At 35.5% G+C, this 14543-nt stretch carries 15 protein-coding genes; all 15 read left to right on the forward strand.

What is annotated here, in order from left to right:
• Window position 1 precedes the first annotated feature (1 nt).
• The 15 genes from L1I30_RS12910 to L1I30_RS12980 all read left to right on the forward strand — a co-directional run bounded on the left by L1I30_RS12910 (window position 2) and on the right by L1I30_RS12980 (window position 14514).
• Window positions 2–1441, forward strand: a complete 1440-nt coding sequence (locus L1I30_RS12910; protein WP_236134712.1) for an alpha-amylase family glycosyl hydrolase — start codon at window positions 2–4, stop codon at window positions 1439–1441.
• Window positions 1442–1565: 124 nt separating this feature from the next.
• Window positions 1566–2552, forward strand: coding sequence for a 6-phosphofructokinase (gene pfkA, locus L1I30_RS12915; RefSeq protein WP_236134713.1), 987 nt, complete (start codon window positions 1566–1568; stop codon window positions 2550–2552).
• 19 nt (window positions 2553–2571) lie between these two features.
• Window positions 2572–3570 carry a type I glyceraldehyde-3-phosphate dehydrogenase gene (gene gap, locus L1I30_RS12920; RefSeq protein WP_236134714.1) on the forward strand — a complete coding sequence of 333 codons (999 nt, stop codon included), beginning with the start codon at window positions 2572–2574 and terminating at the stop codon, window positions 3568–3570.
• A gap of 95 nt (window positions 3571–3665) precedes the next feature.
• Window positions 3666–4526 (forward strand): BadF/BadG/BcrA/BcrD ATPase family protein, encoded by an 861-nt coding sequence (locus L1I30_RS12925; protein WP_236134715.1) that lies wholly within the window; start codon window positions 3666–3668, stop codon window positions 4524–4526.
• A 47-nt stretch (window positions 4527–4573) separates the two neighbouring features.
• On the forward strand, window positions 4574–6112 hold the full coding sequence (locus L1I30_RS12930; protein WP_236134716.1) for a YifB family Mg chelatase-like AAA ATPase: 1539 nt from the start codon (window positions 4574–4576) through the stop codon (window positions 6110–6112).
• Between the two features lie 83 nt (window positions 6113–6195).
• Window positions 6196–7356, forward strand: a complete 1161-nt coding sequence (locus tag L1I30_RS12935) for a DUF2891 domain-containing protein (protein WP_236134717.1) — start codon at window positions 6196–6198, stop codon at window positions 7354–7356.
• Window positions 7353–8576, forward strand: a complete 1224-nt coding sequence (locus tag L1I30_RS12940) for an Nramp family divalent metal transporter (RefSeq protein ID WP_236134718.1) — start codon at window positions 7353–7355, stop codon at window positions 8574–8576. The genes L1I30_RS12935 and L1I30_RS12940 overlap by 4 nt, the downstream gene beginning before the upstream one ends.
• Before the next feature lie 11 nt (window positions 8577–8587).
• The gene (pxpA, locus tag L1I30_RS12945; protein ID WP_236134719.1) at window positions 8588–9322 is read left to right on the forward strand and encodes a 5-oxoprolinase subunit PxpA; all 735 of its coding nucleotides are present in this window, start codon (window positions 8588–8590) and stop codon (window positions 9320–9322) included.
• The gene (gene pxpB / locus L1I30_RS12950; protein WP_236134720.1) at window positions 9319–10053 is read left to right on the forward strand and encodes a 5-oxoprolinase subunit PxpB; all 735 of its coding nucleotides are present in this window, start codon (window positions 9319–9321) and stop codon (window positions 10051–10053) included. The genes pxpA and pxpB overlap by 4 nt, the downstream gene beginning before the upstream one ends.
• The gene (locus L1I30_RS12955) at window positions 10043–10912 is read left to right on the forward strand and encodes a 5-oxoprolinase subunit C family protein (protein WP_236134721.1); all 870 of its coding nucleotides are present in this window, start codon (window positions 10043–10045) and stop codon (window positions 10910–10912) included. The genes pxpB and L1I30_RS12955 overlap by 11 nt, the downstream gene beginning before the upstream one ends.
• Window positions 10913–11191: 279 nt before the next feature.
• Window positions 11192–11938, forward strand: a complete 747-nt coding sequence (locus L1I30_RS12960; protein ID WP_236134722.1) for a hypothetical protein — start codon at window positions 11192–11194, stop codon at window positions 11936–11938.
• A 58-nt stretch (window positions 11939–11996) separates the two neighbouring features.
• Window positions 11997–12401, forward strand: a complete 405-nt coding sequence (locus L1I30_RS12965) for a hypothetical protein (protein ID WP_236134723.1) — start codon at window positions 11997–11999, stop codon at window positions 12399–12401.
• Window positions 12402–12417: 16 nt separating this feature from the next.
• Complete coding sequence (locus L1I30_RS12970) at window positions 12418–13128, forward strand: hypothetical protein (protein WP_236134724.1); 711 nt, start codon at window positions 12418–12420, stop codon at window positions 13126–13128.
• Window positions 13101–13889 carry a sensor histidine kinase gene (locus L1I30_RS12975; RefSeq protein ID WP_236134725.1) on the forward strand — a complete coding sequence of 263 codons (789 nt, stop codon included), beginning with the start codon at window positions 13101–13103 and terminating at the stop codon, window positions 13887–13889. The genes L1I30_RS12970 and L1I30_RS12975 overlap by 28 nt, the downstream gene beginning before the upstream one ends.
• The gene (locus L1I30_RS12980; protein WP_236134726.1) at window positions 13882–14514 is read left to right on the forward strand and encodes a response regulator transcription factor; all 633 of its coding nucleotides are present in this window, start codon (window positions 13882–13884) and stop codon (window positions 14512–14514) included. The genes L1I30_RS12975 and L1I30_RS12980 overlap by 8 nt, the downstream gene beginning before the upstream one ends.
• The last annotated feature ends 29 nt before the right edge of the window (window positions 14515–14543 follow it).

Here is a 14543-nt window from a genome sequence, read left to right on the forward strand (position 1 = left end):
TATGAATAAAATAGCATTAACCTTTGCAGCAGTAGCCCTTATGGCGTCCTGTAAAGAAAATAAGCAGGAAGAAAAGACAGAAGAAGTCCAGGAAGTGGAAGTTCTGGGACCGATGTCGGAAGATAATATGGAGAATGCCGTGATCTACGAAGCCAATATCCGTCAGTATTCTCCAGAAGGAACCTTTAATGCCTTTACCAAAGATATACCGCAATTGAAGGATCTTGGTGTAAAGGTGATCTGGCTAATGCCTGTGTATCCAATTTCTGTAAAGAATAGGAAAGCTACCGGGGGTGGTTTTGTTTCTGATATTAAAGATGAAAAGGAACGGGAAAAGTATTTAGGAAGCTACTACGCAATTTCCGATTATACCGATGTGAATCCTAATTTTGGGACGAAAGAGGATTTCCAAAATCTAGTAGACACTGCACATGAGAATGGAATGTTCGTAATCTTGGATTGGGTAGCAAACCATACGGGTTGGGATCATAACTGGATAAAGGAACATCCTGAGTATTACACTCAAAATGAAAAGGGTGAAATAATCGATCCTATAGATCCTACTACAGGGAAATCTTGGGGTTGGACAGATACTGCCGATCTAAATTATGACAATAAAGAACTTTGGGAAGCTATGACTGCCGATATGAAATATTGGGTAGAGAATCATAATATCGACGGGTTTAGAAGTGATGTAGCCGGGGAAGTACCTACAGAATTCTGGGAACAAGCAGTTACCAAAATCGAAGAAGTAAAACCAATATTTATGCTTGCTGAATCAGAAAAGAAAGATCTATTTCATAAAGCCTTCGACATGGGATATAACTGGGAAGGTCACCACATTATGAACAAGATCGCGCAGGGTGAAGAAACAGCAGAAGACTGGAATAAATATATGACTAAGATCGATTCTGTTTACCAAGAGGACGATATGTTAATGAATTTTATTACCAATCACGATGAAAATTCATGGAGTGGAACTGTACAAGAACGCATGGGAGATGCTTCTGAGGCAATGCTTGCACTTAGCTTCACAGTACCGGGAATGCCACTTATCTATAGTGGTCAGGAATATGATATGGATCATAGGTTGTTATTTTTTGAAAAGGACAGTATTCCAAAGACCAAAGGAAAAGTTTGGCCTGTATTGGTTAAATTAGGAAAACTGAAAAATGAGAATCCTGCATTGAATGGCGGGAAAGAAGCTGCAGCTTATAAACCTTTGGAGACTTCAGCGAGTAAAAAGGTTTTGGCTTTTGAAAGAGAAAAGGCTGGAAATAAAGTGGTTTATATTGCGAATATGAGCAAGGAGCCAGTAAAATTCAGTGTTAATGCCGAAGGATCTTTTGAGGATTATATGAGTGCTGAAAAAGTAGAATTACAGGCAGGAAAAGAAATGGAATTAAATGCCTGGGAATATAAAATATTGATTAATAGATAATAGTTTTCATAATTAGTTAAAAAAAGCCTCAGAAATGGGGCTTTTTTTATGAGTTATCAACCGAAAACGATTGAGTATTCGTTTCGATTAGGTTTTAATCCACAAATCAAATAGCTTTACGTTAATGCAAGCAAAAATTAATAAAATAGGAGTACTTACCTCAGGGGGAGATGCTCCGGGAATGAATGCCGCAATTAGAGCGGTAGTAAGAAGTTGTGCTTTTCATGGAGTAGAATGCGCAGGGATTTTTAGAGGATATCAAGGTCTTATAGAAGGAGATATCGAAGAGCTGAATGCGCGTTCTGTGAAAAATGTTATAAGCAGAGGTGGAACTTTCTTGAAATCTGCACGTTCTAAGGAGTTCATGACTAAAGAAGGACGACAAAAAGCCTACGACCATATTAAGAAATCGGGATTAGACGCTCTGGTTGTTATTGGTGGAGACGGAACCTTTACCGGTGGACTCATATTTAATTCAGAATTCAACTTTCCTATTATTGGAATACCCGCTACTATAGATAACGATATTAAAGGTACCGATTATACAATTGGGTACGATACCGCCTTGAATACAGTAGTAGAAGCGATCGATAAAATTAGGGATACGGCCAGTTCTCATAACCGACTGTTTTTAGTAGAAGTAATGGGAAGAGATGCTGGGGATATTGCTCTTAACAGTGGAATTGGTGCCGGGGCTGAAGAAATTTTAATTCCGGAGGAAAATACAGGAGTAGATCGTTTAATAGATTCACTTAAGAAAAGTAAGAAATCGGGAAAAACTTCAAGTATCATAGTGGTAGCTGAGGGAGATAAAAGTGGAAAGAATATCTTTGAACTTGCCGAATTTATTGAAGAGAATTTAGACGATTACGAAATAAGAGTTTCCGTTTTAGGTCATATCCAAAGAGGAGGTTCTCCAAGTTGTTACGACCGAGTATTGGCTAGTAAGCTTGGTGTAGGGGCTGTAGATGCGCTTCTAAACGGAGAAAGTAATATAATGGTTGGTATTCACCATCAACAAGTAGTATCAGTGCCTTTGAAAACTGCTATACAAGGAGGCGCGAAATTTGATAAAAATTTGAGAAGGGTGGCAGACATCACTTCTATTTAAGAACATTAATTATTAAAAAATGAGTACAAAAATTGGAATTAACGGCTTTGGTCGTATTGGAAGAATAGCCTTTAGAAATGCTGTTAAAAATGATAAAGTAGATGTGGTTGCAATCAATGATCTATTAGACGTAGATCACTTGGCGTACCTTTTAAAATATGACTCTGTTCATGGTTCTTTTGATGGAAGCATTGAAGTGAAAGACGGGCATTTAGTTGTAAATGGTAAAACCATCAGAATTACTGCCGAGAGAAATCCTGAAGATTTAAAATGGGATGAAGCCGGAGTAGAAATTGTTGTAGACTGTACAGGTATCTTCACCAGCAAAGAAGCAGCAGGAAAGCATATTACTGCCGGAGCTAAGAAAGTTGTAATTTCAGCACCATCTGCAGATGCTCCTATGTTCGTAATGGGCGTGAACCATATGGACGTTACAGCAGAAGATACAATTGTTTCTAATGCATCTTGTACTACTAACTGTCTTGCTCCACTTGCAAAGGTTGTAGATGACGAATTTGGTATTGTTGAAGGTTTAATGACAACTGTTCATGCTGCTACAGCAACACAATTTACTGTAGATGCGCCTGCAAAGAAAAATTACCGATTAGGAAGAAGTTCATTAAATAATATTATTCCAGCATCTACCGGTGCTGCAGTAGCGGTAACTAAAGTAATTCCTGCACTTAAAGGAAAACTTACCGGAATGGCATTTCGTGTTCCTACTGCCGATGTTTCTGTAGTAGATTTAACTGTAAGAACAGAAAAAGCTGCAACATTGGAACAAATTAAAGCCGCATTCAAAAAAGCATCCGAAGGTGCATATAAAGGTGTTATATCTTATACAGAAGAGATGGTTGTGTCTCAAGATTTTGTTTCTGATGAACATACTTGTAACTTTGATGCGGAAGCAGGTATTGCATTAAACGATAATTTCTTTAAATTAATCGCGTGGTACGATAATGAATATGCATATTCTGCTAAGCTAATTGAACTTGCTGCACACATTTCTGCCGTATAGTGTATATTTGAAATAAATTTAGTTGAAAGACCGGTTTAGTAACATGTCTAACTTTGTGATTAAACCGGTTTTTTATATTCTTTAAAGAAATAACAATGATATTAATTGCTGATGGTGGTTCCACCAAATGTGACTGGATACTACTGGATAAGAGTGGAGAACAAATATTTAAAACTCGAACAAATGGTCTTAATCCCGCTGTCTTTCCTGAATTAATGCTGGAACAGCGAATTGAAGAAAATTCAGATTTACAAGACGTAAAGGATAAAGTAGAAAAAGTTCATTTCTACGGTGCAGGATGTGGTACCGAAACCCCAAGAGCATTGCTTGAAGGGATTATTGCTAATTTTTTCACCAATGCTTCAGAGGTTATGGTGAAGGAAGATATGGTAGCTGCAGTATATGCCGCTACTACAGAGCCGGGAATTGTATGTATTTTAGGAACAGGTTCTAATAGTTGCTATTTTGATGGCAAAGAAATTCACATGGCAGTAGAGTCTTTAGGATATATCTTAATGGATGAAGCGAGTGGGAACTATTTTGGCAAGCGATTAATTAGAGATTACTACTACAAAAGAATGCCACCAGATATCGCTAAGAAATTTGAAACAGATTTCAACTTGAATAGCGATGAGATCAAAAAGAATCTTTACAAAAAGGAGAATCCCAATACCTATTTAGCATCGTTTGCAGAATTTATTTTCAGTAATGAAAGAAATGGATATTTCTATAAGTTGGTTCATGAAGGCTTGAAAGAATTTATGCATAGTAGAGTGCTGTCTTTTAAACAAGCGCAAAACGTTCCAATTCATTTTATTGGTACTATAGCTTTCTTTAGTGAAGATATCATTAGAGCTGTAGCTCAACCTTATAACCTTGAAATTGGTAATATAATAAGACGACCAATAGATGCATTATTGGAGCACTACAGAAAAAATGTGCTAAACGTTAAATAAATAATTAGCTCTTTAAAATTTTGCTACATTTAATAAAATCAAATTAAATGCTGGTAAAAGTTTACGGGAGTGCCGTATTTGGGGTGGAAGCCACCACTATTACGGTAGAGGTAAATGTGGCATCCGGTATTGGCTATCATCTTGTTGGTCTGCCGGATAACGCAATTAAAGAAAGCAGTTTTAGGATAGTTGCTGCACTACAAAATAATTCTTATAAATTTCCGGGGAAGAAGATCACGGTAAATATGGCGCCGGCAGATCTCAGAAAAGAAGGATCGGCCTACGATCTTACTTTAGCTTTGGGAATTCTTGCAGCTTCTCAGCAAATAAAATCTTCAAAAATTTCTGACTATATAATTATGGGCGAGCTATCCTTGGATGGAGGTTTACAGCCTATAAAAGGAGCACTTCCAATTGCTATAAAAGCCAAAGAAGAGGGGTTTAAAGGGATTATACTGCCAATTCAAAATGTTAAAGAAGCTGCTATTGTTACTGGTTTGGAAGTATATGGGGTTAGTAGTATTCAACAGGTTATCCGGTTCTTCGACAAGGATATTCCTTTAGAACGAACAGAAATCAATACCAGAGAGGAGTTTTATAATAACTTAGAGCATCTGGAGCATGACTTTTCAGATGTAAAGGGGCAGGAGTCTATCAAGAGATGTATGGAAATTGCAGCAGCAGGTGGACATAATATAATTCTTATAGGTCCCCCCGGTGCAGGGAAGACAATGCTGGCTAAGCGACTGCCCAGTATTCTGCCTCCCATGACATTAAGAGAGGCTCTGGAAACAACTAAAATTCATAGTGTAGTTGGAAAAATTAAGGAGAATGTTGGATTAATGTCTCAGCGCCCGTTCAGAAGTCCACATCACACTATTTCGGATGTTGCTCTTGTTGGTGGTGGTGCATACCCGCAACCGGGAGAGATTTCCCTATCCCACAATGGAGTGCTTTTTCTGGATGAATTGCCAGAATTTAAAAGAGGAGTGCTGGAAGTAATGAGGCAACCTTTGGAAGATAGGGAGGTGACTATTTCCCGAGCAAAATTTACAGTTACATATCCTTCGAGTTTTATGCTAGTGGCAAGTATGAACCCTAGTCCGAGTGGGTTTTTTAATGATCCGGATTCTCCGCACTCATCTACTCCAGTAGAAATGCAACGCTATTTGAGTAAAATTAGCGGACCATTATTGGATAGAATAGATATTCATATTGAAGTTACACCTGTTCCCTTTGATAAACTAAGTGAGGAAAGAAAAGGCGAAAGTAGCGTAGATATAAGAACGCGTGTAACCGCTGCTCGGCATCTCCAAACCTCTCGATTTCAAAATAACGAGAAAGTGCATTATAATGCACAGATGAATGTGAAACAGATTAGGGAGTTTTGTAAGCTAGACGAAGCATCAAAAAACCTATTAAAAATAGCTATGGAGCGTTTGAATCTCTCAGCTAGAGCTTATGATAGAATTTTGAAAGTCGCAAGAACTATAGCCGATCTGGAAGCTAGTGAACACATCCAAGGTGCTCATATTAGTGAAGCAATTCAATATAGAAGTTTGGATCGTGAAGGTTGGTTAGGTTAAAAATTGGGAAGTTTGGAAATGCTTACATAAGATTTTAATACATTTGAGTAAATAACAATGAATATAGATTCAATACAGTTAACATGAAAAAACCCATAATTGGAATTCTGATTTTACTAATAATTGGTTGTAAAGGTGAGAACCGGACTGATATTGAAAACAAGGCTTCAAACGATTCAGATAGCATCATGGGGAAGGAAATTTCTCTTGATGAATTGCTAGATGCAGAAACTGTAGAGCTTAATTTACAGGAAGCTAATAAACTGGCTAAATTGCCTCTTGCGTGTATAAACGTAGAATATCCTAATAAATTAGGGCAAACCCTAGGGAGTGAAAAGGATTTAAAATCACCTCAGGCGCTTCATCCGGCTTTTTATGGTTGTTTTGACTGGCATTCATCAGTTCATGCTCATTGGTCTCTTGTGAAACTTTTAAAACAATTTCCTAAGCTGGAGAATGCACAGGAAATAAAAGATAAGTTGGAGGCTTCATTATCTAAAGAAAATATACAAGCAGAAATTGCATACTTCAATACCGAACATAATGAAGATTATGAGCGAACCTATGGCTGGGCATGGTTGCTTAAATTAGCTGAAGAATTAGAAACTTGGGATACCGATATGGGTTCCGAGCTTTCTGAAAATATTAAACCTCTTACCAATCTTATTGTGGCTAGATTTACCGAATTTCTGCCTAAGCTGAATTATCCAATACGGGTTGGAGAGCATACCAATACTGCATTTGCTTTGAGCTTTGCATATGACTATGCGATAGTAAGTAAGAATGATGATTTTAGAGTATTAATAGAGAAAAGAGCTAAAGATTTTTACTTAAAGGATGATAATTGCCCTTTAACGTGGGAGCCTAGTGGTTTCGATTTTCTTTCTCCATGTCTGGAAGAAGTAGATCTTATGAGCAAAACTTTACCTAAAGCAGCTTTTGCTCTTTGGATGGAGGATTTCATGCCAGAATTAAAAAATATAAATTTCGATTTATCACCCGGTGTTGTGTCCGATAGAAAAGATGGAAAATTAGTACATCTTGATGGATTAAATTTTAGTAGAGGATGGGTTTTCTATGGACTAGCAACCAGATATCCTGAAAAGTATGGTCATTTAAGAAAGCTTGCAGACAAGCATGTAGCTTATTCTTTTCCCAATTTAGTAGGGGATGGATATGAAGGAGGACATTGGCTGGGAAGTTTTGCTTTGTACGCTTTAAAAGAATCAAAGATCAGGAATTGAAGTCTTGGCTTAAAAACATAGGTCCGGGATTTTTAATTTCTGCCGCTTTTATTGGTCCGGGTACCGTAACCGTTTGCACCGTGGCAGGGGTGAACTTTGGATACGGATTGCTGTGGGCGTTACTTCTTTCCATAATAGCATGTATAAGTCTTCAGGAAATGGCGGCTCGTTTGGGTATAATCTCACAAAAAGGCTTAAGCGAAAGTATTCGAGAACAAATACATCATCCTGCTTTAAGAATAATGGCTATAATGCTTATTCTCTCAGCTATTGTAATAGGTAATGCAGCTTATGAAGCGGGGAATATCTCAGGAGCAGTCCTTGGGATAACAGCGATTACAAAGCCGCTATCAATAGATTTTCCAGGGTTTTCTTTGAATGTATGGTCAGTAATTATAGGAGGAATTGCATTCTTATTACTCTCTATAAATAGCTACAAGTTACTGGAAAGAGTTTTTATAACGCTGGTAATGTTAATGAGTATATCCTTCTTAATAACAGCAATTATAACAAAACCAGATTTTTTAGGAATACTTAAGGGAATTTTCATTCCCGCAACTACCAGCAGTGGTATTTTTACAGTAATAGGGCTTGTAGGAACTACGGTGGTGCCTTATAATCTATTTTTACACGCTGCTTTGGTGAGTGAAAAATGGAAATATGCTTCTGAACTCACATTTGCTCGAAAAGAGCTTGTCGCAGCTATAGTTCTTGGAGGCGTAGTATCTATGTCTATTGTTATTTGTGGTGCTGCTCCCCATCTTACAAATGTAAGTACAGGAGCCGATCTTGCATTAGGCTTGAAACCGTTGTATGGACAATTTGCCACATGGTTTATGGCTTTGGGATTATTCTCTGCCGGAATTACCTCGGCAGTAACAGCCCCTTTGGCTGCAGCATATGTGGTAAAAGGATGTTTCGGATGGACCTGTGGTTTAAAGTCTGCAAAATTTAGAACTGTTTGGGCAAGTATTTTATTTATAGGTGTCTTTGTGTCTACCCTCAAATTAAAACCTGTCGATATTATAAAATTCGCTCAAATAGCTAATGGTTTATTATTGCCTATAGTTGCAATTTTCCTATTTTGGATTGTAAATAGAACTTCTGTAATGGGAAAACGTAAAAATACTTTGTGGCAAAATATATGGGGAGTTCTTATAATTGGAATAACAATCTTTCTTGGTGCTAAAACCATCTACAGCGTGTTTAGCGCTATTTAAAAATTAAAATTATGAATATTCATATAAATTGCGACCTTGGAGAAGGTGGCGATTTTGATGCACAACTAATGCCTTTTATATCTGCATGTAATATCGCGTGTGGAGGACATGCCGGAACAAGTAAAAGTATGTACGAAACCGTATGCCTGGCAAATTTGAATAAGGTTGAAATAGGTGCGCATCCTTCTTATCCTGACAAGGAGAATTTTGGAAGGCTATCTCTGCAAATTTCAAAAAAAGATTTGAAGGATTCTCTACAACATCAAATTTTTAATCTGCAAAATATCGTCCAATCTCAAGGAGCTAAAATAAGTCATTTTAAGGCTCATGGAGCTTTATATAACGATGCTGCAAAAGATGAAAAAATCGCCGATTTATTAATTGATTTCTTGTTGGAATTTGATGATAATTTACCACTTTTTGTGCCTCAAAATTCAGTGATTTATGAGCGTGGGAAAAACAAGATTCCAATGATTTTTGAAGCCTTTGCAGATCGAAATTATAATGATGATTATAGCCTGGTTTCAAGGTCGGAATCTCACGCACTTATTACTCAAAAAGAGGAGGTTTTTAAACATGTTTATTCCATGATTTATCAGCATAAAATTATCTGCGAAAACGAGCGTGAAATAGATTGTTATGCAGGCACTTTTTGTATACATAGTGATACCCCAAATTCTGTGGAAATACTTCAGTATTTAACGTGTAAACTTCAGGAAAATAATCTAAAAATAAAGAAGGGGTGAAGCAGGAATTACCACATATTCGACCCTTGAGTGAGCGAGCTATTTTAATAGAATTCGAAGAAAATATTAAGGAAGATATATTGAAAATTGTTCTTTATCATAAAAATAGAATTGAAAATTTTTATATTAAAGAAAAAGTTGAAGTAACTAACACATATAATTCATTATTAATTATTTACATATACAATATAGAGGATGTCTATAGTGAAATATTTGCTCTTAAAGCGCTAATTAGTGAGGCTAATATAACTAATAAATTACATAATAAGCTCTTTAATATTCCTGTGTGTTATGATCCTGAATTTGGGTTAGATCTTGTGCTCATTTCTAAGTCGAAGAACCTTTCAGTAGAGGAGATAATCTCGATTCATACCACGCCGGTTTATACAGTTTATTTTATAGGGTTTTTACCTGGGTTTCCTTACTTGGGAGGGCTGGATGAAAGGCTATATATATCACGTAAAAATGAACCTCGCTTAGAAGTAAAAAAAGGAGCTGTTGGTATAGGTGAAAAACAAACTGGAATTTATCCTATTTCAAGTCCTGGTGGATGGCAAATAATAGGAAATTCACCAGTAGATTTATTCGATAAAAAAGTGGTTCCACCTTGTCAAATTATGCCGGGAGATAAAGTGAAATTCTATGCTGTGTCGAAAGCGAAATATTTGGAAATATTAGAGCAGAAAAAGCGCGGAAAATTTCAACTTAAAACATTTTTTTATGGAAGCTGAAATTGAGGTTATTCAAGCTGGATTATTATCCACTATTCAGGATAATGGAAGGTATGGGTTTATGAAATTTGGAGTACCAATTAGTGGGGTAATGGATACCTATGCGGCAACGATGTGTAATCTCATTTTGGGTAATTCTCCTTCTGCAGCAATTTTGGAAATTACACAAATGGGGCCAAAATTAAAATTTTCAAAGCCTTCTGTAATTGCAATTTGTGGAGGATACCTAGAACCAAAATTAAATGGTGTTAATATAGAGAACTGTAAACCTTATGATATTAATTCAGAAGATATCGTGAGTTTTGGAAGGAGAAAAAAAGGGTGCAGGGCATATCTTTCCATCTTGGGAGGTTTTCAAACTTCAGAAATTCTGGGAAGTAAAAGTTGGTATAAAGGCCTTACCCAAAATTCTAAGCTGGAAAAGGGCATTAAACTCTTTTATAATAGTAACTCAACTAAATTTGGAAATATCAATGCCGCGCTTAAATTTTCTTCAGAATATATTCATTCAAATGAGGTAGAGGTATATCCCGGTCCAGAGTACCACCTTTTAAATACTCAAGAGAAGCAAAATATTATGAATACTGAATACGAAATATCAGAAAAAAATAACCGAATGGCCTTCCAGCTTAAAGAAACAATGTGTAACAGCTTAAAGCCAATAATAACTGGACCTGTTATGCCGGGAACTGTGCAGCTCACCTCGGGAGGCCGGTTACTGGTTTTAATGAAAGATTGCCAAACTACAGGAGGTTATCCCAGAATTTTGCAGCTAAATGAATATGGAATGAATACAATAGCTCAAAAGGTTGCCAGGGAGAAAATACGGTTTAAGATGCTTGATTATAGATTGCCTTAATATAATTATATAAATAAAAAAGTGCCGTTTGGTGCAAACGAAATATTAAAAGCCCTACCTAATAATATTTCACACTCAACGACACTTTTTAGCCCCAAAACACTTTAGATAACTAAAATGACAAGTCAAATGTAGGAGATACTTCCATGCTCTACAAGGGGAAAAATCCCCTTTTTTTTATATTTTAAAATTAAAAGTAATTAGATAATTACTTTTATATTAACAAAAAATTAAGAACTGAGTATTATGAAAATTTTGGTTCTGCAAAAGATGGTGTAAGTGTTAGATTATATTATAGAAAATAAGATTTATGTAGTGTATATATTTGAATTTCTGGCAGCGGTAAGTGGAGCATATTACCTTAAAGTCAGTAAATCAACAAACAAAGGAATAGTTTACTTTATTTATGGCTTATGGTTAACTATATTTATTGAACTTATAGCATTGTATTCCCCTTGGAGCTATTTTGAAGGATACAAAACCTTTCCTTACATAGAGTATTCGGTTTTTAAGCACAATTACTGGCTGTATAATTCGTTTAAAATTATTTCATTTTCTATATTTTTTAATCTTTTTATATATCAGTTAAGCTCTCCCAAAACAAGAAGAGTACTCTATGGGCTAATGGGATTCTTTGTAATTAGTAGTTTACTGAATCTTATTCTGACGGATGCCTTTTTTAAGGCAATATCTTCTTATACAACTATTTCCGGAAGTATACTTTTATTAATATGTGTTGGTGCATATTATTACGACATCTTAAAAAGCGATAAAATTTTATTGTTCTATCGAAATATTCCCTTTTATAGTTCCATTGCCTTTCTTGTGTGGCATTTAAGTACAACTCCTATTTATATTTATAATCGTTATTTTTCTTTAAAGAATCCGCATTTTGTAGATTTTCACTTTGATTTATTCAGATATTCCAATGTATTTATGTATTCCTGCTTTATAATTGGTTTTTTAGTTTGTTCTAAATGGGAAAGGTCTCAAAGTGGAAAATCTAAATCTTCTCGAGACACGTAATAATTTAAAATTTTAATTTAAATTTAACATTTACTAACTAATAACTAATCAGTTAATTATGAAAAAACCAAGTAAATGTATTTCTATTAAACAGGCTAAAGAACTTCAAGATGAATGGTGGAAAACTCGAAGTGAAGTTACAACTAACGGTAAAAAGCATGAAGATTCTTGTAAGATCCATTATACTTTAGATGAACTTCAGGAATATCTGGATTATGTTAGAGATAAATCTACAGAACAAAATATTAAAGATCCAGGAATAAATATTTGGTTTGGGGCATATCCCAAAGAAGATGGAAAGCCAAGTCTGGCAACGGTGTTTCTCGCCGCCTCTAAGAAGAAAAAGTTTGAAAGTTGTGATGAAGATGATGATGATCAAGGAAATGATGATAATTACGAGGACAACGATGAAATAGATCCATTTAATGATGGCTCTGTAGGTTGGCCACCGTCCAAATATTAATTGAAATTTATAAGTATTGGAATATTTACAATACGCCACTTTTTTACAGCTACTGGAATTATTAGCTGCAATGGCTGGAAGTTTTTATTTATTTAGGGTGAAGCCACGAAATAAGTATACTAAATATTTAGTGTATTTTTTGTGGCTTACTTTTGTAGTAGAGATAGTTGGAATATATTCTTCATATGCCTATTTTTCTGATTACAAGAAGTTAAGTTTCCTAAAAGATAGTGTTTTTCAGCGTAATTTTTGGTTATATAATATTAAAGGTATTATAGAATTTAGTGTGTTGGCTTACTTTTTCCGCTCTTTTATTAAAACTGTGTCCTGGAAAAAAACCTTAAAATACCTTGCCTTATTTTTTATACTCTCCACTATTCTTAATTTAATTTTTTCAGGGTCTTATTTCATGGCTTATGCTGCATACACAGCAATTGCAGGAACAATTCTAGTTTTAATAAGTGTTGGATTCTACTTTTGTGAAATGCTTAAAAGTGAGGCGATTTTAAAATTCAAATCTTCTCTTACTTTTTATATAGCTATTGGGGTTTTATTTTTTCAAATTGTTCTTACTCCTTTAAAAATATATAGTCGGTTTTTCATTGAGAGCAGTAACCCGGAATTTGTAGCTTTATGGAAGCCGTTATTAGTAATAGCCAATGTATTTATGTATACTTGTTTTATAATTGGATTCTTGATATGCTCGCAAAAGAAGAGATCTTATTAATTGTATATTTTATAGTGGTCATTTTATTATTGACGGCTTTTGCAATTGTGTTTTTTGTCACTTTTCAGAAACGTAAGAATAAACTGCTCTATGAGAAAATGGAAGCAGAAAAGAGATTTCAGCGTGAATTGGTGCAATCAAAATTAGAGATCCAGGAACAAACATTAAAAAATGTAAGCTGGGAACTTCACGATAATATTGGTCAATTATTATCAGTAGCAAATATGCAGTTAAATATGCTCACTAGCTCAGTAGATGAAGCTTTACAAAGTAACATCAAAGATGTGCAAGAGGTTGTGTCTAGTTCATTACAAGAGGTTAGAGCACTTTCAAAATCTTTAAATAATGAAGTGGTTGAATATGCTGGTTTGGAAGCTTCCGTAAAAAGTGAACTCGCAAGATTTGAACGTTTAAATATTTTGAATACCTCCTTTGTTCCCTTAAAGGATAGTCTAGAAATTCCGCAGGAAGACGAAATAATACTCTTCAGGATACTTCAAGAGTTCTTTTCGAATGTTATAAAACATTCAAAAGCAGGAAATTTAAAAGTTGAATTCAACATTACAGAGGACCGGCTTCACATTTCTGCTGCAGATGATGGGCTGGGCTTTAATCCTGAAGAAGTAGAAAAAAGCTCTGGGATGTTCAATATGTCCAGTCGGGCCAAACTTATTAATGCCGACTTTAATCTAAATTCTTCCATTGGTAAGGGAACTTCTGTATCTTTACGTTATCCAATCAAGACCCATCAAAATGAGTAAAACCATCATTATAGTTGATGATCATATATTATTTGCCCAATCACTTCAAGGCCTGGTAAATTCCTTTGAAGATTTTTCAGTTTTGGCAGTGATGAAGAACGGACAAGAACTTGTAGATTACCTTCAGTCTGGTAAAACAAAACCAGACGTCATCTTGCTGGATATTAGAATGCCGGTGTTAAATGGTATGGAAACCATGGCCTGGTTAAAGGAAAGCGAGCCTGACCAACCGGTGTTAGCCCTTAGTATGGAGCACGATGAGCATATAATTCTGAAAATGATTCGTTTGGGTTGTCGAGGCTATTTACTTAAAGATATAGATCCCAACGAATTTTCTAAGGCCTTGAATGCGGTGGTGAATAGTGGATATTATTTTAATTCTGAAGTTTCCGAAGCTTTAAATAATGAACACGAACAAAGAGAGGTGGAATCTCTTACTAAACGGGAGATGGAATTCCTGCAGCATGCCTGTTCTGAGCTTACATATAAAGAGGTTGCAAATGAAATGAATTTAAGCCCTAAAACCATAGACGGATACAGAGAAAGTATCTTCCATAAACTGGAAGTAAAGAGTAGGGTAGGACTGGTTCTTTTTGCAATCAAAAATCAGATGGTAGATATATAGGACTGTAGTTCTATAATACCTTGATTTTA

Source organism: Gillisia lutea, assembly GCF_021568705.1.
GTDB lineage: Bacteria > Bacteroidota > Bacteroidia > Flavobacteriales > Flavobacteriaceae > Gillisia > Gillisia lutea.